The following is a 20311-nucleotide window of genomic DNA, read 5'->3' on the forward strand; positions in this document are numbered from 1 at the left end:
AGAATCTTTTCAAGTATTGCAAAAGACTATGAAAAAAACATGTCACTAATTATAAGAATTTAATCAATTTTCTTTTTATATTAAGTGTAAATTGATATTTTCGATGTATTCTTTTTAATTATTATTAAAATATAGTTTTAAAGTACTATGTTTTAATGATACTTAAGGCTCCTGAAATCGATTATAATTTATAAGGAAGATTTACTATAGGTATATATTTATTGAAGGAGTCTTACCTAAAGATAAAAAATCACTGTCATTGGAATCTATTCAAACAATGGTGATTTTTCAAAGTATCTCTTGATTAGAGGGAAGGGGAAAATAGTGACGATGCGTTAAAAAGTTTATAGATGAATCTCAAAAGTAAAGTTATTATGTGTTAAGCAGTGGGATAGCGAAGTATGACTTGGAAGGCTGTAGTCTGTATAGATAGGAAGGAATATATTCATGGTAAAGAAAAATAATAAAACGAAGTTAAACTTGTTTTCTTGGATAAAAAATAGTATTTCAACAAAAGTAGCTTTTGTGCTCTTTATAGCTATCATCATTGTATTTTCAATTACAGGGTTTTTGATAAATTCCTATACGAAATCCATATTAGTTCAAAATGTAGAAGAAAACGTATCGACGAAAAGTGAGGCAATTGCGGATCAAGTAAATAATATGTTTGCTGATAAAGGAACGATTGTAAGGCAAATTGCGACAAACCAGGAGATATTAAAATACTTAAATACAGCCGGCTCAAGAGAGGAAGCCACAACCAATGTTTATTACGATGGCGTTTTAAAATCACTTGATGAGATTGTTAAAACAGATGATGCTGTTGCAATGGCTTGGATTGCCAGTAATAAGTCTAATTTTCTAGTTGGAAGTAATAATGTAGTATCAGATCCAAGCTTTGATATAAAAAGCAGACCTTGGTATGAAAAAGCCGTAGAGGAAGAGGATGTATATTTTACGGAGCCATATATGGATGAAGTCTTTGGAAAAATGATCTTAAGTGCTATGAAACCAATTAAGGAAGGTAATAACACGGTTGGTATCATTGCGATAGACTTATTTTTAGATGAATTACCCCAATTAATGCAATCCTATAAGATGGGGGAAAATGGATATTCATTTTTACTATCGAACGATGGGACTATTTTATATCATCCAAACAGTGAGTTAATACTGGAACAAAAACTTCAATCACTTTCTGGGGAAATAGGAAATGTCGGTAAGAAAATGGTGAGCGGTGAAAAGGGACTAAAATTAACGCAAGTAAATGAAGGCTTAGAATATATCGGTTTTTCACCAGTCCCAACAACCGATTGGTCAGTTGGAACATCAATACCACAAGAAGAAGCATTAAGTAGTCTTAAAACTTTTACATTAATGATGGGTTTATATTTTGGTATTGCTTGTCTCATTCTTATTGTCTTAGTATTCTTCCTATTAAAAGGTATGTTAAAAGGAATTCCACTTGTTACTAAGGTAATGGAGCAACTAGCTGCAGGTAATTTAAGCCAGCAAGAGATACAATCAAAATCTAAAGATGAAATAGGTCAGTTAGTTACATCTACAAACCAATTGAATCAAAACTTGCGAGCTATAGTAAGTCAAATTAATACCGTTTCTGAAACAGTGAGTAGTCAAAGTGAAGAGTTGACTCAATCGGCAAACGAAGTGAAAATGGGAGCAGAACAAGTGGCGATTACCATGCAAGAATTAGCGTCCGGTTCTGAAACGCAAGCTAATAGTGCGAGTGATTTATCATTTGGTATGAATAGTTTTGCAGAAAAGGTTCAAGAAGCAAATGAAAATAGTTATCGCATTGAAACAAATTCAAAAGTAGTTTTAAATATGACAAAAGATGGATCTGAGTTAATGAAGAATTCAATTGCTCAAATGGACAAAATAGATAAAATAGTGCGAGACTCAGTCCAGAAGGTTCAAGGACTGGACAAGCAATCACAGGAAATTTCGAATTTAGTAACCGTGATTAAGGATGTTTCTAATCAAACGAATCTTCTAGCTTTAAATGCTGCCATCGAAGCTGCAAGGGCTGGAGAACATGGAAAAGGATTTGCAGTAGTAGCCGATGAAGTAAGAAAACTTGCTGAACAAGTATCTGATTCTGTAACGAATATAACAGATATAGTAGGCAATATTCAAAAAGAATCTGGTCTTGTATCGGAATCGCTACAAGGTGGGTATGAAGAAGTAGAAAAAGGAAAAGCACAGGTTGAGTCCACTGGCGAGACTTTCAGTGGAATAAGTGAAGCTGTAACAGAGATGGTTAATAGTATTACAACTATTGCTGAGAACTTAACTGAAATTGCAGCAAATGCACAGGAGATGAATGGAGCAATTGAAGAAATTGCTTCTGTTTCGGAAGAATCCGCTGCTGGTGTTGAACAAACATCTGCATCTTCCCAGCAAATAAGCAGCATTATGGAAGAAGTGGCCGGAGGATCGGGTCAACTAGCAAAGTTAGCTGAAGAACTAAATGATTTAGTAAGGCATTTTAAGTTATAAACAATGGGTTTTATCCCGCGTTAACGGGCAGTAAGACTCCCACTTCAAGCTGTAAGAAAAACGAAAAGATAAGTGGGAGATCAACTGCCCGTAAAAGCCCGATTGAATGATCGCAGACTAAGTACGCAACATCGTGTTGCTCCTGCGCAAAGCTCGTTGCAAAATAAAAGAGCCTTTGCAACGTCTGTGTAACCCACATCGTGTGGGCCTCAACTAACAATCAGTGGAGGAAAGCAGACTAAATGCGCGACGTCCATGTCGAAACGTCCGCACTAGCACGTCCTGTGCATCGGAAAATCCCCCTTGATTGAAGTTTCACTTTATCCTAATGCTACAAATATTACTGAATAATAACGAGTGAATTAATGAAACAGACACATAAAATAATGTGTCTGTTTTTTAATTTAATGCCCATAGGGTAGGAGAGAAGGGTGTCTTTTTAAAAACTATAAGTAATCTATCAGATGATAAATTATAAAATATTCATTAATAATTGTTATATTCTTTTGATAATTTTTACTTTCTAGTTTTATTTGTAAAGTTAAAATGGACAAGTTTTTTCAAATTATTCAATGTGGAAAAACACTTAAAGTATCAGTGAGAACAAATACGCAAGCATAATTAATCTCTTTAGAATAGAGTTATTTAAGTGATATACATTATTTCATATATTGCAAAATTCTATAAATAAGTAATCGAAGCGACATTTTTTTTAATCGGAGAAACACAAAGTGGTAACAAAGCTTTGGTATATTCAATGCAGGCAGATGATGGTGCTGCCGGAAAATTTGAGTAATAATCTTACTCGGGCTGAGAAGAGGTGAAATGATAGATAACGGAATTTATGAAAAATCCATCCTATCAGTAGAAAAAATACGAATTAGGAGAGATCAAGTAATGAATAAAAAACAAATGGAATCGAAGAAAGCTAATAAAAATTTATCGAAGAAAGTAGCTCCACTGGTGATGTCAACATCTATGATGGCAGCAACTTTTTTAGCAGCTGGTGCTCCTATTTCTGCAGCAGAGCTTGATACAAAAGACGTTAATCCAGAAGTTATTGAACATGTGAAAAATCATGGTCAGGAAGTATCTGCATTAGCGAAAAGTTTATCAGGATCTCCTGAAAAAGGTGAACTAGTTAGCAAACTAGCTCGACTTCATTCCCAAACAACTAATGATAATCCAGATAATAAAGACAATATAGATGATACAAATAACGATGCAACACAAGAAGGCGAATTAAATGATGATGCAACAGCAGAAGAAACAGAAGCACCGACAGCTGAGGAAGGTCAAGAAGCAGTAGAAGAAGACAAAGCAACGGAAGAATCGGAAGAACCAACAGCTGAAGAAGGTCAAGTAACAGATGAAACAGAAGCAGTAGAGGAAGACAAAGCAACGGAAGAATCGGAAGCACCAACAGCTGAAGAAGGTCAAGAAGCAGATGAAAAAGAAGCGGTAGAAGAAGAAACAGCAACGGAAGAATCGGAAGAAGCGACAGCTGAAGAAGGTCAGGAAGCAGATGAAAAAGAAGCAGTAGAAGAAGACAAAGCAACGGAAGAATCGGAAGCACCAACAGCTGAAGAAGATCAAGTAACAGATGAAAAAGAAGCGGTAGAAGAAGACGAAGCAACGGAAGAATCGGAAGCACCAACAGCTGAAGAAGGTCAAGAAGCAGATGAAAAAGAAGCGGTAGAAGAAGACAAAGCAACGGAAGAATCGGAAGCGTCAACAGCTGAAGAAGATCAAATAACAGATGAAAAAGAAGCGGTAGAAGAAGGCGAAGCAGCTGAAGAATCGGAAGCACCAACAGCTGAAGAAGATCAAGTAACAGATGAAAAAGAAGCGGTAGAAGAAGACAAAGCAACGGAAGAATCAGAAGCACCGACAGCCGATGGGGATCAAGCAACTGAAGAGCCTGAAGCTCCAAATGCTGAAGAAGAGCAAGTAGATGATTCTAGTGCCTGGGTAGATAAAGCTTACCAATTTATCGGTGATGGCTACCACAGTGTCATTGGATATTATCAAACTCTTATTGAACAAAAATTAGCTCAAACAGGTGAAGAATCCGAAAACGTGGAAGCTATTGATGTAGTATCTGATGTAGGTGAAACAGATACACCAACTTTAGAGGCAGATACATCTCAAGACGTCTCTGTTGATATTGAAAACACAGACTTAACAAATGATGCTGACGTTAATCTAGAAAACCCAGTAAGTGTAGAAAATGAAGAGCAAGCATCTGATGTAGAAACACAAGAGCAAGAAACTGTAGAATCAGTGGAGAATATAGTATCAGATGTTGAAAATCCGGTACAAGCAATAAATGAAGAAGAAAATGTGGCTACTGAAACAGAACAAGTGAGTCAAAGTGAAGTAGAAAAAGAGTCCGACCAAACCTCTTTAAAGGATAAAATGGTCGTGTACTATCAAGACCTAGTAGCTTCATTTTCTAACTTTATGAACTTCTTAAAATAAGAATGACTCTAGCATCATTGATCGCAATCTAATGAATTCGAACTGAATAAAAGGGAGGGGAATGAATAAAGAAGAATATTCATTTCCCTCTTTTTTATATAAAAAAGGGTTTATGTATGGTAAAAGTGAATTGCCGATTTAATGAAACAATAGGATAATCTAAAGGCTTCTCATTTGTTGTGTATTCTTTTGAGATGTTTTTTCATTTATTTGTTCAATTGGAGATGAACATTCTTAGTGATTCATTGTAATGCCTTGTCCGTCTAGAACTAGTCCGAATACCAACTGAATTTTCTAGAAAAGTGGAACCTTTGAAAAGATGCCTATTATATTATAGCCAATCCTCCATTACCCTAAAGCTTCTACTACTTCCCTTGGTTTATATTTAAAGCCACTTACCATAAGACTATGCAATTAAGAGACGATATTTATTTCATAGATTGCCTATCAACTTCCATAAAACACCTATTTATCTTTAGTAACAACGCATATTTCTTAAACAGAAGTTCTTCTACCTAATTATTATTATATTTATAATAATAATTATTTAGATTCATTTTAATCATTTATTTTGCAATTCAATGCTTTTATCAGTGTTTTTATAGCGTTTTCAGGACTTTAGAATCGTTACTAATATAGTGTTTTTTGTTATGAATCTGTAATTTACTGTTAATGCTAGTGTAATAGTTTTCCTCTATACTGAGACGCGGAATAGTTAGCAAGGGAGAGAAAAAGTTGAAAAAATAATTATTAATAGAATAATAATTGAAGAGTAGATTGTAAGGGAGAATTTAGGATGATAAAACGAATTAGTGCAATTATTTTAACAGCAACGATTTCTATGTCTTCGTTAGTGAATCCTGCTAATGCAATGAATGGAGAATCAGAAGGAGGAGTCAACCCTTGGATGAACACCAAGTTGTCTGCTGAAGAGCGTACCGAGCTGCTTTTGGATGAGATGACGATGGAACAGAAAATCCAACAAATCGCCATATCGCGCTTCAATGAAAACGACACTGGAGAGACGGTTGTGATTAAAAAGGGTGGTACTAGTAAGTATCAGAACGGTGAATTCGCGCCCGAGGGTACCTTGCCTGGTTGTGAATGGCAGGACACCGGCCGTCAGATTCATGGGATTGAGGAATTAGGCATTCCAACAGTCCGTATGACTAACGGTGGTACGGGTGTAAAAGGTGGATCATGTGGCAATGACCCAGAAGCGACGGGACTACCGTCTACCCCAGCTCTGGCTGCGACTTTCGACCGCGAGCTGAACTATGATGCTGGACGGATTCTCGGTGAAGAGACCCGTGCTTTCGCACATCACGTGCTGCTTGGACCAGGCATGAACTTAATACGTCACCCGTACGGTGGTCGGAACTATGAATACTTCAGTGAGGACCCATATTTGACGGGTATACTGGCTGCTGAACAAGTAAAAGGCATCCAGGATCAAGGGGTCCAAGCGCAACTTAAGCACTTGGCCGGCAACGAGCAAGAAACAGAGAGATGGACGATGGGTGTCCAAGTTCCTTCACAGGCTATGAACGAGCTTTATATGCTGCCTTTTGAAATGACTGTCAAGGATGCTAACCCAGCCTCCGTGATGTGTTCATTCCCAGACGTTAACGGTACTTATGCTTGTGATAGCTCTGAATTGCTACAAGATGCACTACGTGATAACTGGGGCTTTGACGGGTATGTCATGAGTGACCGTCGTGCAATTCATGACACGGTTGCTGCCATTAAGGCGGGCACGAATGTTGAGTTAGACTGGGCACCTCAGTACTACACGGAGGAGATCATTCAGGATGCTCTTGATTCAGGGAAAGTGACAGAGGAAGAAATCGACAATCTTCTTCGTCCACGCTACATCAAAATGATTGAATTCGGCCATATGGATGAGCCTTACGACGAGTTCCTGCCTGAGATCGTCGATCCAATTGCTAATGGTGCTAGCGCACGAAAGATGGCCGAGGAAGGCGCAGTGCTTTTAAAGAATGATAACGACTTCCTACCACTTAACGGTGAACCGAAGTCTATTGCACTAATCGGTGTTGAATGGTTTGCTGGTGAGGCAAAGATGTCCCCGCGCTCTATTCGAGACAATAATGAGAACGTAAATGCTCCTTATACGGTCACTCCGCAAGAAGGACTAGAAAATGTTATAGAGGAACTAGGCTATGACACTGAAGTAACATACAATGATGGCCGTGACCCGAAGGCTGCAGCTAAGCTTGCTGCTGAGTCTGACGTTGTGCTTCTTATGGTAGGCGACAACCCTCATGAGACTGTAGACCGTGATACCCTAGGATTCCCAGCTATCGACCTTGATGCAAACAAGGATAAAGAGGATTGGGTGGAACAGGAGCCACTAATTGATGCAGTCTTGGAGGCAAATGCGGAGAATACGGCTGTGGTATTGAAGACTTCTGGTACGGTTCTAATGCCGTGGTTGGATAAAGTGCCTGCTGTCCTAGAGGCTTGGTTCCCAGGAATGGAGGATGGCAATGCTGTGGCCAACTTGCTTTACGGAAAAGTCAATCCTTCCGGTAAGCTGCCTATGACATTCGGTGCAACTGAGCGTGAAGCTGCCTTCGCAACAGAGGAACAATTCCCTGGAACGCGTCAAGATACTGGCAAGGTAGGTGGACCAGGCCCATATGGTGATGGTTCCGACCAATTAATCGCCAAGTATACGGAAGGTCTAGAAATGGGCTACCGTTGGTATGAAGCAAACGATGTGAAGCCAGTCTTCCCATTCGGGTACGGTTTATCGTATACGACTTTCGAGTATGATGACTTGAAGGTTAAGAAGATTCGTAGTAAAGCAAATTCAAAAGACAAAGGAAATAACAGCTCATTGTCCGGTATTGACGTATCCTTCACTATCAAGAACACTGGTGATGTTGCCGGAAAAGAAGCGACACAGGTTTATCTGACACTGCCAGACGAGGCAGGACAGCCAACCAAACGTCTAGTTAACTTCGAGAAAGTTGATCTTGAGCCTGGTGAGAGCAAACGTGTTACTGTGCGCATTAACCAGACTGACTCCAACCACCCGTTCTCTTACTTTATTCCGGAAGAACCGGACAATCTAGCGAACTGGGCTGATGGCGAGTGGACAACTGTTGATGGCAAATATCGCGTGCATGTCGGTGGTTCTTCGGCAGATACTCCTTTGGTAAAAGACATCCCGTTGAACTTCAAACTTAACAAAGACAACGGCAACAAAGGTAACAATGGTAAGGGGAACTCTAAGAAGTAGACCCTTGGCTATGGGATTATGTTAGAGGATTCCAAAAGCGGTGAGCGCTAGCGCTCACCGCTTTTCTCGTCGCATTCCCTGAAAAGAGGGATGAAAAGTGTTCAGAAAGGACGTGAGAAATCTGATGAAGGAAATTGTTCGAAATGGCCGGCGGGTACTGGTGCATACATGGTGGATGGTCCTTAGTCTGGTGTTTCTTTTGACTGCATGCACAGTTGAGGAATCCAACGGGCCGAATAAGAGCGAGGAAGCTGTAGAACCAGTACCGTCAGAGAGTGATGAAGCGGTGAAGCCTACACCGATCAAGAAAGGTGACTGGCAGCTTCCTGGCCTAGTGGATCGGTCTGGAAAGCCAATTGAGGTGGAGACGCCAGGTCCAGTAACGGGTAAGCACCTTGATGTTACGGATTTCGGGGCAGACCCAAATCCGGACTCACATGACGACGCCGCAGCCATCCGGAAGGCCTTAGACGCAGCGGAACCCGGTGACGAAGTCTTGCTACCAGCAGGCACGTATGATTTACGCTCAACTGACCCGAATGACGAGTCTGCGAACATTGTGTTGCGTAGTGGCGTAGATTTACGCGGCGAGGGCCAGGAGAAGACCATACTGCTGACCTCGCTTGACGGAGAGGAGGATAGCCGAGTGATCCGGGGTTCGGGCGTTCACGATATTCTCGTCGCTGATTTTACTATCACCTCCCGTTATGAGGGGCCACTTGGTGACGATCCCGATGACGGCAATTCGGGTGGAGGTCCGATGTACGGGATTCACTTAGGAGCAAAAGAAGGGCAAGCCAGCACTCAAATCATGGTGGAGAATCTGAGCATTCGCAGGTTCGAGCGCCATGGTATTTCGGTCAAGGCCAGCCGTGAAGTGACTATTTCTGGAAATCACATTAGTGAGGCAACTGCTATCGGTCCAGGCGGACAGGGCTACGGCATCGCTATCGAGGGCTCAAGAGACCAACATGACCCAGATGCCGCCAACGATTCTCGGCACAATGTGGTGATCGGTAATACCTTCGATGGCAAGCATCTAAGGCACTCCATTCTGCTTCAGTTTCCCACGCATAACAATCTTGTAGCGGATAACACCATCGTCGGCAGTCACCTCGACGCTATTGACCTGCACGGGGAAGGCGAATACCTGAATGAAGTTCGTCATAACACCGTCGTTGGCAGTCAGCGGGCAGGCATTGCGCTGGGCAATTCTGGAGGGGCCAAGAACAAACACGACGCCTCCGGGTCTGGGAACTGGGTGCACTCCAACAACTTGATCGGAAACCGTCAAGGCGTCCTCGTTATATTAGGAACTCCCGATACTCTCATAAAGAACAACTGGATCACCGCCGGGGAGAATTCTAAGGTTGGAATCGAGGTCCATAATGGTCCTGGCACGGAACTGTACGGAAACCACATCACTGGAGGGACTGACGGGTTCTGGGCCATTCAACTCACTGAGGATCGCGGTTCTGAGGGGCGTGGAAAAGGAATCCCTTCTGATATCAGGATCGAGTTCAATGTTATTCGACAAGCTACTAACGGCATCAGGATTGATGCGGGAGAGAATCTCAAATTGCTGAAAAATTCCCTCAATGGCATTGATGGAACTAAGCTGAGAGTGGCCGATGGAATCGACGGTGTGAAAGTTGAGTAACTGATTATTTTAGTTTAATTTCTATCATTAACCCAGCCTTCATATTAAAAGAGGGCTGGGTCCACTTAATATTGTCTTCTTCCTTTAAAATCTGCCGAAAAAACAAAGTGAATGGGGTAATTTGTGGGCATATTAATAATATCCAGTGTATAAATATCTATTGAAATTGAAAGCGTTTTATATTTAACTTTTTGAATAAACCCTTGATTGTAAAGTTTCACCCTGTTAAAATCAAATTATTATTTTTTTCAAACATATTGTTTGAATGAACTTTCTTTAATAATTATTCATTTGATATAAAAATACATTCACAATAGGAGTTAAGATATATGGTAAAGTACACAGATCTAAATGTACCACTTAGGACTATAATGACACCTGGACCAGTAGAGGTTGATCCAAGAGTATTGAGGGCGATGACTACCCCGATCTTGGGACAATTTGATCCTGCATTTACAAATATCATGAATGAAACAATGGAAATGCTCCGGGCTGTGTTTCAAACAGACAATCAATGGGCTTTCCCAGTTGATGGCACTTCCAGAGCAGGTCTGGAAGCTGTCTTGTGTAGTATGATTGAACCTGGCGATAAGGTTTTGGTTCCAATATACGGACGATTTGGTTATTTGTTAACTGAAATCTGCCAGCGCTATGGAGCAGAGGTTACGACAATGGAAGTTCCTTGGGGTGAGGTTTTTGATCCTGAAGTAGTCATCAAAAAAATTCACGAAGTCTCTCCAAAGATTGTTGCCATTGTTCATGCTGAAACTTCCACTAGCTGCATGCAGCCATTAAAGGAAATCGGTGAGGCTTGCAGAAATGCAGATGTTCTGTTAGTTGTTGATGCCGTAGCATCTTTAGGTGGAGTTGACCTAAAAGTGGACGAACTCAAACTTGATGCAGTTATTGGCGGTACACAAAAATGTTTATCTGTTCCATCTGGATTAGCCCCGGTTACTTATAACAAACGGGTTGAAGAAGTGATCAATAAAAGAAAGAGTATTGAGTTAGGCTTAAAAACATCTCAGAGCGAGTTTTCGAATAATCGAATTATGAGTAATTATTTTGATTTAGCACAGCTTCAGGATTATTGGAGTCCTGTCCGTCTTAACCATCACACGGAAGCGACAAGTATGCAATATGCTTTACGAGAAGGGCTTCGTATTATTCTGGAAGAAGGACTTGAAAACCGATTTGCTCGTCATAAGTTAAATGAACAAGCGTTAGTTGCGGGTATTAAAGCGATGGGATTAGATATATTTGGTGATGAAAAGCACAAACTGCCTGTTGTTACTGCAATTGAAATACCAGTAGGGATTGATGGCGAAGAGGTACGTGCTATGATGTTAGAAGATTTTGAAGTGGAAATTGCCAGTTCTTTTGGTCCTCTTCACGGTAAGATTTGGAGAATAGGAGCGATGGGATATAGTTCTCGTAAGAAAAATATTCTTCATGTTCTTTCAGCCTTAGAAGGGACGCTTATACGTAAAGGCTTTAATGTGAATAGAGGCGAAAGTTTACAAGCTGCATTAAACGTATATGATGAATACAAAAAGACAGGCTTTGAAACTGTAGAAGCAGATAAAATAATCATTCCAAGCATGTAATTAGCTGGATTTTATAAATAGGGTATTTACAAAGGATTAGTAAAGATATAACCACTTCTCCATATTAGAGAGGTGGTTATTTTTTATGCTTTCGAAATTTGTGAACAACGAAAGAGGATGCTCCGCTCTAATTGAGTGGAGCATCCTCTCTGATTTTGGGTCAATTGTCTTTTTGAAGATGCTTTTTGAGAAACTGAATAACATCATCAAAAGCATTTTGTACAGTCCCATTTTGCCAATCATCATCAAATACATGTTTGCCGTTTGGAATAGTGATCAATTGGTTTTCTACTCCCGCTTTCGTTAATGCTTCCGACATGGATACCGATTGTTCGTATGGAACGTCTTCATCTATTGTTCCGTGTAATAAAAGGGTTGGTGGATAATCCGAATCTAAAGTATATAATGGACAAAATGATCGAAGCTCATTTATGTCCATGTCGCTTATTTTTTTAATCCAATCGCCGTTTTGTCTTGCATACATATAGATAGCATAACGTTTTTGGATCGGTCCAACGGTAATCACTTCATTGGATACGAGCATGTCGGCAAGTTCTTTCGGTACAGCTGTCATTTTTTGATAATGAGGGCTAGGTTTTAGAGCCCAATCTGCAGTAATATCACCGTAACCATAGAACGAGACAATTGCTTGTGGTTTTATATCAAACGTTCCAGATAAAAGGGCAAGATAGCCACCTGCTGAACCGCCAATCACCGCAATTTTTTCTGGGTTATAGTCAAACTGTTTTGTCCCTTCATTTTTTAGCCAGGAAAGTGCATCTGCAATATCTGTTGCTATATCAGGAACTTTTGTTTCAGGTGCAAGACGATAATCGATCGAAAATACATTAAATCCTGCCTGCAAATAAAATTCAACTTGTTCTTCTTTCATATCTTCTTTGGATCCCCAAAATAGACCACCACCATGAATATAAACAATGATAGGTGCAAACTGTATAGAAGCGGGATAAAAATCTGCTTTTATTTCAAATTGTTCTTCTTTTTTATAAACGACAGTTGTTTTCATTGTAGTAACACACACTTTCTATAGAATAGTTTTTGTTAGTCAATTTAATGATTCAATATGAAATTATATCATAAAAGTAAATTATCCTCGTTGAAAAACGCTTGCTAGATGCTTCCCCATCTATAAAAAGAGTGTATTAGGGAATAACTAATTGTTAGGAAATGATCGTTCACATATTGCGAAATTTTAAAGAGGTGTTTTTTAGAATGGCCAAAATTTTAGTTGCAGGAGAAATTCCGCAAAAGGGATTGGACTTACTAGTAGAAAAGCATGAGGTAGAGGTGCACCCGAGTGAAACGTTAATTTCTGAACATATTTATGATAAAGATGCCCTCTTAAGTTTATTATCAACACCTATTACAAAAGATATTATCGATTTAGCTCCAAACTTAAAAATTATCGCAAATTATGGTTTGGGCTTAATGATGTGGATTTTATTAAATAACGAGGATTCCCCGTTATGTAGTAAACGGAATTATTTAAAATAGATCCAAACATCGGGAGAAACAAATTTAGTTTATGTCCAATTAAAATAGATGATGAAATGTCCTAATCGAGGGAGGAACTGTAATGACGTATGATCTAATTATTAAAAATGGCAATGTTGTTTTTCGAGATGGTGTCCGCCAAGTGGATATCGGAGTGAAGAATGAAAAAATTTCTTGTATAGCTGAAGAAATTACAGATGAAACAAAAGAAGTTATTGATGCGAGTGGGCAATATGTGATGCCTGGTATGGTCGACACGCACGTTCATATTAGTGAACCTGGTCGAACTGAGTGGGAAGGATTTGAAACAGGATCAAAAGCGATGGCTGCTGGAGGTACGACGAGCTATGTAGAAATGCCACTAAATGCATTACCGGCAACTATTAATAAAGAAGCGCTCGATCTTAAACTGGATGCTGCGCTCGATCAGAACTATGTTGACTATGGCTTCTACGGCGGACTTGTACCCGAAAATCTAGATAAGCTAGAAGAATTAGCAGATGCAGGTGTTCTGGCGTTTAAATGCTTCCTTTCCGATATTACAAGTGATATTCCTGGGGATTTTACGAATGTCGATGATTATACGATGTACAAGGGAATGCAAAAAATAGCAGAATTAGGTGGGATTCTATGTATCCATGCTGAAAACCCATCAGTTACATCTAAGCTTACGGCAGAAATGATTAGAGAAGGGCGAACCTCTGCAGCCGAATATGTTGATTCACGACCAATTTTCACGGAAGTGGATGCGGTTCAGCGTGCCGTTTTGTTTGCAAAAGAAACAGGATGTAAATTACACTTAGTACACATTAGTACATCAGAAGCTGTTCAAGTAATATTAAGAGCGCGTTCGGAAGGGTTAGATGTAACGCTGGAATCTTGCCCTCATTATTTTGCTATGACTGCTGAACAAGTAGCGGAAATTGGTTCAGAAGCAAAATGCCAGCCGCCGATCCGAAAGGCAAAAGACCAAGCGAAGTTATGGGACGAGTTATTGAATGGTAACATTGACTGGATAACCTCTGACCATTCACCGTGTACGGAAGATTTAAAGCAAGGGAACATTTTTGAAGCATGGGGCGGTATTAGTGGCGTTCAAAATAATGTGGATTTAATGTTTGATTTAGCTGTAAAACAACGTGGTTTAGCAATAGAAAAGTTTGTCGATTTGATCGCATTTAACCCTGCCAAACGTTTTAATTTGCCCTATAAAGGGGAAATAGCTATTTATAAAGACGCAGACATTATTTTATTAGATCCCAATCAATCCTATGTTGTGAAAAGAGAAGAACTATATTACAAAAACAAACACAGTGCCTATGTGGGCAGAAAAATTAACTGTCGTATAACAAAAACGATTGTTCGCGGAAATGTTGTTTTCGATTTACAAAAAGGAATAGTAGGGGAACCAATCGGAAAATTATTGTCTGCTGTAAAGTAAAATTGTCTTTTGGACTTTTAATAAAGGGAGCGATAATCATGGCAAATTACGATTTAATCATAAGAAACGGGCATATTGTCACCTCGGAGTCAGTTGCCAAAGGGGATATTGCGATTAAGGACGGCAAGATTGCCGAAGTAGCGATAAATGAAGAAATTAGTGCAAAGGGTGCCAATGAAATAAACGCAGAAGGTCTTCATGTATTCCCGGGTCTTATAGATTCTCATGTACATTTCAATGAACCTGGAAGAACGGAATGGGAAGGTGTCGAAACAGGCAGTAAAAGCTTGGCCGTAGGCGGAGTAACGTCCTATTGTGATATGCCTTTAAACAGTACCCCACCAACAATTAACAAAGAAAATTTAGAGTTAAAAAGAAAGCTTTCCGAAGAAAAATCGGTTATCAATCCGAATTACTGGGGCGGGCTAGTACCGGAAAATATTGATAATTTAAGGGAGCTTTATGACAATGGTGTCGTTGCCTTTAAAGCATTTATGTCGCCAAGTGGTATAAATGATTTCCATCATGCAGACGATGAAACGCTCTATAAAGGAATGGAGGAAATCGCCTCTATTGGTTCACTACTTGGTGTTCATGCGGAAAGTACAGTAATTTGTGAACAGCTGGCTACAAAGAAGCTTCAAGAAGGAAAAACATCTGCACGTGACTTTGTTGAATCAAGACCAATTATTTCAGAGATAGAAGCTGTGCGAAGAATTATTTCTTATGCTGAAGCAACGGGATGTAAACTCCATATCGTCCATGCAAGTAGCAGAAAAGTAGTTCAAGTTGTCGAAGAAGCAAAACGTAGAGGCGTAGATGTGACAGTAGAAACATGTGGACATTATTTATCATTAACTGTGAAAGACTTAGAAGAAAAAGGAGGCTTGGCAAAATGCGCTCCTCCTTTGCGAGATGAAGAGGAGCTAGAGGATTTATGGGTAGCGGTTGCTAATGGGGAGATTGATGTGATTTCCTCTGACCATTCTCCAGCGCCTGCTTCCATGAAGACAATTACGGATAATTATTTCGAAGGCTGGGGAGGCATCTCTGGGGCACAATCTACATTTAATATTATGCTGACAGAAGGCTATGCAAAGCGGAACTTACCTTTAGAAAAGATCGTAGAGTTAATGGGAACCAATCCTGCGAAAATCTTTGGTCTAACCAATAAAGGTGATATTGCAGTTGGTTATGACGCGGATTTTGCGATTGTTAATCTAGAGGAGAGCTTTAGATTAGAAAACGAAGATTTGTTCTATCGTCATAAGCATTCGCCATACGTGGGAATGACGTTTAAAGGGAAAGTTAAGAAGACTATTGTAAACGGTGAGGTAGTTTTTGAAAACGGTAACTTTCCAAAAGTGTAATATAACTTATATAATATAAGAAAAAAGCAATAACGGATTACAAAAGGGCTGAGGCATTTCTCTGCCCTTTTGTTCGAGTAGAAAGGAGGGAGTTATGTGGAATTTCGTGTGAAAGATGTTTTGAATTTATCATCCCTCAAAGAGTCAGTTGTTTTAAGCGGGGAGCAATATTTGCATAAAGTTGTAAAAGGTTCTACTATAATGGAAGCTCCAGATATTACTGACTGGTTAAAAGGTGGAGAACTCATATTGACCAGTTTGTACCCAATCCGTTTTTTTAACGAGCAGGAGCAAAAGCAGTTTATTGCGAAGTTAGCTGAAAAAGAAGTTAGTGCATTAGTGATTAAAAATCATCGATTTGTAAAAGAAATTCCCCAGTCCATCATTGATGAAGCGGAAAAGTGTAAACTACCAATCATTCAAATTCCTAAAGAAGTTCCTTATGTAGATGTTCTGTATCCTGTAATGGAAGAAATTTTGAATACGCAAGTAAAAAAGCTACAGTACTATAAAGAAATCCATGACCAATTTACAGCTTTATCATTGGCAGATGAAAGCCAAGAAAAAATAATTGAGACATTAGAGAACTTAATAGGAAATCCTGTTGCCTTATTTGATCGAAATTTCTTTTGCATAGCTACCACACTCCCTGGTTTAACTGATTTCAAAATTGTAGAAAAAAATTATTACTTTGACGAAACAGAAAAGATGAAATTTCCACATTACCGTCAAATCGTTAGATATACGGAACAAAAAGAGAAAATTGGACATCAAATAGTCGTTCCAATTGAAACGATAAACCATATAAAAACTTATCTATTAATAGGTGAAATGAATAAACCTTTAGAAGAGCTTGATTTTATTGCGATTGAAAATGCTGCAACCTCCCTTTCGCTAGAACTAGTTAAAAAATTTGCTGTAGCAGAAGTTGATAAACGATTTAAAAATGACTTACTGGAACAACTAATCGAAGGAAAACTACCTTCTAATATTCTTTATCAAGATGCCAATTTAATTGGTTGGGATATAGAAGGAGCATTTGCAGTTGTTTTATTCAAGATAAGCAAAAAGAATGAACTGATCTCCTCGAAGCAAGTGAAACGAGGAATTTCCAATGGCAATGAAGAGATATTGCTTCATGAGGCTATTCATCAGTATTTACCAAATATGATTATGGGCAGTAAAAGCGGTTTAAAAGTAGTGCTTTGGAAAGTTAATATTGAAGACCCAGAGTGGTTGGTCAAAATTAAAGTAAAAGTAACAAGTATATTAGATTTGGTAAAAAAGCAAGCTAACGAAATAATTATTCAAGTGGGGATAGGGACGCTATCAGAAAATATAAATAGCATTTCTGAAAGTTACATAAAGGCCCAGGATGCCTTGGAATTTGGAGAGGTTTTAAATGGTAGGGAATTCGTAACTTCTTATTCTGAACTTGGGGTCTTTAGGATGTTAGGTAAGTTTACTAATTCTGAAGAGTTAAAGACATTTATACCCCCATCTTTACAAATGTTGCTAAACTATCAACAGGCAAACAAAACAGATTTGCTAACTACATTAAAAGTTTTTTTACAATGCAATCAAAATGCAACAAAAGCATCCCAGCTTCTTTTTATCCACCATAAAACAGCTGTCTATCGTATTGAACGCATCAAAGAAATAACGGGGATGAATTTTGAAGATGCCGAAGAAATGTTGTTAGTTCAAATTGGATTAAAGATTATTGAACTTCTTGAACGAGAAAAGATCCAAAAATATTAAGTTTTACCAAAGAAAAGAGTAGGAGTGTTAGAGAATTATGAGAAAGACATATCGTGCAAAAAATGTAACAGCATCAGGACCATATTCACATGCAGTAGAAGCGGATAATTTCCTCTTTTTATCTGGCCAGACGGCAATGAATGCGGAGACAGTAGAAAATTTACAAGGAAATATAGCAGAACAAACCAAACAATGCTTCACGAATTTATCTGAAGTGTTAGAAGCGGCAAATCTGACATTTGATAATGTAGTGAAAGTAAATGTATATCTAACGGATATGAATAATTTTTCCGCTATGAATGAGGTTTATAAAACATACTTCCAGGAACCATACCCAGCCAGAACTTGTGTGGCAGTTTTAGCATTACCACTAGGAGCGGAAGTAGAAATTGAAATGGTTGCTAAGAGAAACGTATAATGATTTAAGAGAAAGCGAGCCTAGCTTCCTATCCCAAAGCACTGGAAAAAATTCCAGTGCTTTTTCTTTACTTAATAACATAAAACACTTAGATAGCCACATAATATTTACAACTAATGTGAGAAGTAGTGTTTTGTATGTTAACTGTGGGGTATAAACATACTACGTAGTAAGTTTACCTTTTTATATCTGCTAGGATTAGAATGAGTCATTAGTTCTAATTATTGTCGGAAAATTGTCATTAAACTTTCATAAAAATGTAATTGGTTATAAAACCCTCAATTTCAATAATTATGTTTTATTGTCTATTTAATCATAGAATTTTTTTGTTCATTGTGTACAAATGACTATACAAAGGAGCTACTATATCCATAAATGTTATGCAGTGTATATAGTGAGGGTTTGTACATTTTGTTTAATAGACATAAAGACCTCTGGGCTAAAGCTATGTATAATAAATCTTGTTCATCGTGAAACCGTTTTCGAGAGGATAGTAAAGTTAATCTAATGTGACTCGGAATTATTTTACTAATTAAAGTGAACTGCTTTTTATGGAGAGAAAATTACCATTCCAAATGCAAACACTACGTATAGTGTAATAATTATATAGCAACAGGTTAAACTATTATTTATCGTCAAAAATAAACGTAGCTTTAAATACATCAGTCGATAAAAAAAGGAGTATGACAAATGTCTACAGCAAATGAAAGTTTCGATGCAAAAGAAACACAAATTGAACATGCCACAGGATTAGATAAATCACTACATCCAAATTCCGAAAAGGATAGAACCGTTAAGCCGAGAGACTATATTTTCATGTGGATGGGCGATGGGGTTAACATAGGGAATATGACGTTAGGAGCCAGTGTAATTATAGCGGGTGTAGCAACGCTAAACATCTTCCAAACAATGTTGGCAGCTCTAATCTCCATTGGGATCATATCCACTATTTTCGCATTAAATGACCGACTAGGCTATAAAACAGGTATACCATACGTTGTACAGCTTAGAATGTCTTTCGGTACAAAGGGAACAGTTATTTCGTCATTACTACGCGGTATACCTGCTATTGTTTGGTATGGTATTCAAAGCTGGATTGGCGGTACTGCACTTAATGAATTTTTAAAGATTATTACGAATGGATCTTTTAATAATATTGTTATTTGTTTTGTAGGTCTTCAATTATTCCAGATTGTTATATCACTATTTGGCTTCCATGCGATTAAATGGGTAGAGACGGTTGCGTCAATCATTTTCATGATAGGACTTATTTATGTTTTTGGAATCCTTGTAACATCATACGGCACTGAGATTACTCAAACTTGGGTACAAGCAGAAGGGTCATGGGGAATACATTTCTTTGCACTAATTATGGTCTTTTTAGGAAATTATGCAGGGATTTTTGTAAGTGCTGCAGACTATTCTAGAGAGTTGAAAACGGGTATAAGCGATAAAAAACGTGGAGCATTATACTTTGTTCCAATCACTATTTCATATGGTTTTGTTATTGTTATTGGTGCTATGTTAGCTTCTGCGACAGGTGTAACAAATCCTGCGATAGCACTTCCAATGGTAATCGATAATCCATATATTTCTGCAGGTGTATCACTATTTATCGTTATTACTGTAATTGCGACAAATATGGTAGCGAACGTTGTTCCACCAGCGTATGTAATTACATTACTAACAAAATTAAAATACAAAATTTCTGTAACGATTACAGGATTGCTTGCTCTATGCGCATTCCCTTGGTTACTAATTCAAGAGTCATCAGCAGCAGGTCTAAATATGTTCGTTCTTATCTACTCTGCATTTTTAGGGCCTGTTATCTCAATCCTGTTGGTTGAATATTATATTTTAAGAAAACAGAGAGTAGATACTGGTGAGTTGTACAATGAAACAGGTTCTTATGCTGGATACAATCCAGCAGGTTTGCTTGCGATGTTTATCGGAGCTGCCGCAGCGTTTGTTGAAGTGGAGCTTGCATGGATAATTGGTGTTGTGGTAGCAGGAATAGCATACTATCTTCTATCGAAATATGCCTTTAAAGGTTCAAGTTTCAAAAAAGGAACAATTTTCGAGAAATAACTTTTTTCTGAAAATACCTTGTGGGAAATTTATTTCCACAGGGTATTTTTGTTGTTCATTTTGTATAATGGTTTGTTTAAGATGAACATAATACTTTCCTTCCTTATTTACAATGAATAATAAAAGTTGGTGCTTTTGGTTAACTGACCTAAAGAAGTATAACTAATTTTTTTGTATACTAA

General features: G+C 38.5%; 11 protein-coding genes and 1 pseudogene. 11 read left to right on the plus strand and 1 reads right to left on the minus strand.

What is annotated here, in order from left to right:
* The first annotated feature begins 447 nt into the window (after nucleotides 1-447).
* The 5 genes from FG382_RS23255 (at nucleotide 448) to FG382_RS15555 (ending at nucleotide 11536) form a co-directional block, all read left to right on the plus strand.
* Nucleotides 448-2520, plus strand: a complete 2073-nt coding sequence (locus tag FG382_RS23255; protein WP_142539804.1) for a methyl-accepting chemotaxis protein — start codon at nucleotides 448-450, stop codon at nucleotides 2518-2520.
* Nucleotides 2521-3417: 897 nt separating this feature from the next.
* Nucleotides 3418-5001: a midas domain-containing protein gene (locus FG382_RS15540; protein ID WP_142539805.1), complete on the plus strand. Its 1584-nt coding sequence runs from the start codon at nucleotides 3418-3420 to the stop codon at nucleotides 4999-5001.
* Between the two features lie 796 nt (nucleotides 5002-5797).
* A complete protein-coding gene (locus FG382_RS15545) occupies nucleotides 5798-8269 on the plus strand; it encodes a beta-glucosidase family protein (protein ID WP_142539806.1) in 2472 nt (823 codons plus the stop codon).
* 124 nt (nucleotides 8270-8393) lie between these two features.
* Nucleotides 8394-9929 (plus strand): right-handed parallel beta-helix repeat-containing protein, encoded by a 1536-nt coding sequence (locus tag FG382_RS15550; protein ID WP_142539807.1) that lies wholly within the window; start codon nucleotides 8394-8396, stop codon nucleotides 9927-9929.
* A 329-nt stretch (nucleotides 9930-10258) separates the two neighbouring features.
* On the plus strand, nucleotides 10259-11536 hold the full coding sequence (locus FG382_RS15555) for a pyridoxal-phosphate-dependent aminotransferase family protein (RefSeq protein WP_142539808.1): 1278 nt from the start codon (nucleotides 10259-10261) through the stop codon (nucleotides 11534-11536).
* Nucleotides 11537-11696: 160 nt separating this feature from the next.
* Here FG382_RS15555 and FG382_RS15560 read toward each other — a convergent pair whose 3' ends face one another.
* Nucleotides 11697-12563 (minus strand): alpha/beta hydrolase, encoded by an 867-nt coding sequence (locus FG382_RS15560; protein WP_142539809.1) that lies wholly within the window; start codon nucleotides 12561-12563, stop codon nucleotides 11697-11699.
* 206 nt (nucleotides 12564-12769) lie between these two features.
* On the opposite strand from FG382_RS15560, the pseudogene FG382_RS15565 reads away from it, so the two are divergent.
* The 6 genes and pseudogenes from FG382_RS15565 to FG382_RS15590 all read left to right on the plus strand — a co-directional run.
* Nucleotides 12770-12982 (plus strand): annotated as a pseudogene (locus FG382_RS15565) (hydroxyacid dehydrogenase); the annotation flags it as partial.
* Nucleotides 12983-13133: 151 nt separating this feature from the next.
* A complete protein-coding gene (gene allB, locus FG382_RS15570; RefSeq protein ID WP_142539811.1) occupies nucleotides 13134-14492 on the plus strand; it encodes an allantoinase AllB in 1359 nt (452 codons plus the stop codon).
* Nucleotides 14493-14530: 38 nt separating this feature from the next.
* Nucleotides 14531-15862 carry an allantoinase gene (locus FG382_RS15575; protein ID WP_142539812.1) on the plus strand — a complete coding sequence of 444 codons (1332 nt, stop codon included), beginning with the start codon at nucleotides 14531-14533 and terminating at the stop codon, nucleotides 15860-15862.
* A 96-nt stretch (nucleotides 15863-15958) separates the two neighbouring features.
* Nucleotides 15959-17623 carry a PucR family transcriptional regulator gene (locus FG382_RS15580; RefSeq protein ID WP_229677420.1) on the plus strand — a complete coding sequence of 555 codons (1665 nt, stop codon included), beginning with the start codon at nucleotides 15959-15961 and terminating at the stop codon, nucleotides 17621-17623.
* 37 nt (nucleotides 17624-17660) lie between these two features.
* Nucleotides 17661-18041, plus strand: a complete 381-nt coding sequence (locus FG382_RS15585; protein WP_211356408.1) for a Rid family detoxifying hydrolase — start codon at nucleotides 17661-17663, stop codon at nucleotides 18039-18041.
* A gap of 690 nt (nucleotides 18042-18731) precedes the next feature.
* On the plus strand, nucleotides 18732-20129 hold the full coding sequence (locus tag FG382_RS15590) for an NCS1 family transporter (RefSeq protein WP_142539814.1): 1398 nt from the start codon (nucleotides 18732-18734) through the stop codon (nucleotides 20127-20129).
* Nucleotides 20130-20311: the final 182 nt, after the last annotated feature.

The sequence above is a fragment of the Psychrobacillus lasiicapitis genome (assembly GCF_006861795.1).
Classification (GTDB): Bacteria; Bacillota; Bacilli; order Bacillales_A; family Planococcaceae; genus Psychrobacillus; species Psychrobacillus lasiicapitis.

Coding starts and splice junctions, on each gene's coding strand:
- FG382_RS23255 (WP_142539804.1), top strand. CDS start 448: ATGGTAAAGAAAAATAATAAAACGAAGTTAAACTTGTTTTCTTGGATA.
- FG382_RS15540 (WP_142539805.1), top strand. CDS start 3,418: ATGAATAAAAAACAAATGGAATCGAAGAAAGCTAATAAAAATTTATCG.
- FG382_RS15545 (WP_142539806.1), top strand. CDS start 5,798: ATGATAAAACGAATTAGTGCAATTATTTTAACAGCAACGATTTCTATG.
- FG382_RS15550 (WP_142539807.1), top strand. CDS start 8,394: ATGAAGGAAATTGTTCGAAATGGCCGGCGGGTACTGGTGCATACATGG.
- FG382_RS15555 (WP_142539808.1), top strand. CDS start 10,259: ATGGTAAAGTACACAGATCTAAATGTACCACTTAGGACTATAATGACA.
- FG382_RS15560 (WP_142539809.1), bottom strand. CDS start 12,563: ATGAAAACAACTGTCGTTTATAAAAAAGAAGAACAATTTGAAATAAAA.
- allB (WP_142539811.1), top strand. CDS start 13,134: ATGACGTATGATCTAATTATTAAAAATGGCAATGTTGTTTTTCGAGAT.
- FG382_RS15575 (WP_142539812.1), top strand. CDS start 14,531: ATGGCAAATTACGATTTAATCATAAGAAACGGGCATATTGTCACCTCG.
- FG382_RS15585 (WP_211356408.1), top strand. CDS start 17,661: ATGAGAAAGACATATCGTGCAAAAAATGTAACAGCATCAGGACCATAT.
- FG382_RS15590 (WP_142539814.1), top strand. CDS start 18,732: ATGTCTACAGCAAATGAAAGTTTCGATGCAAAAGAAACACAAATTGAA.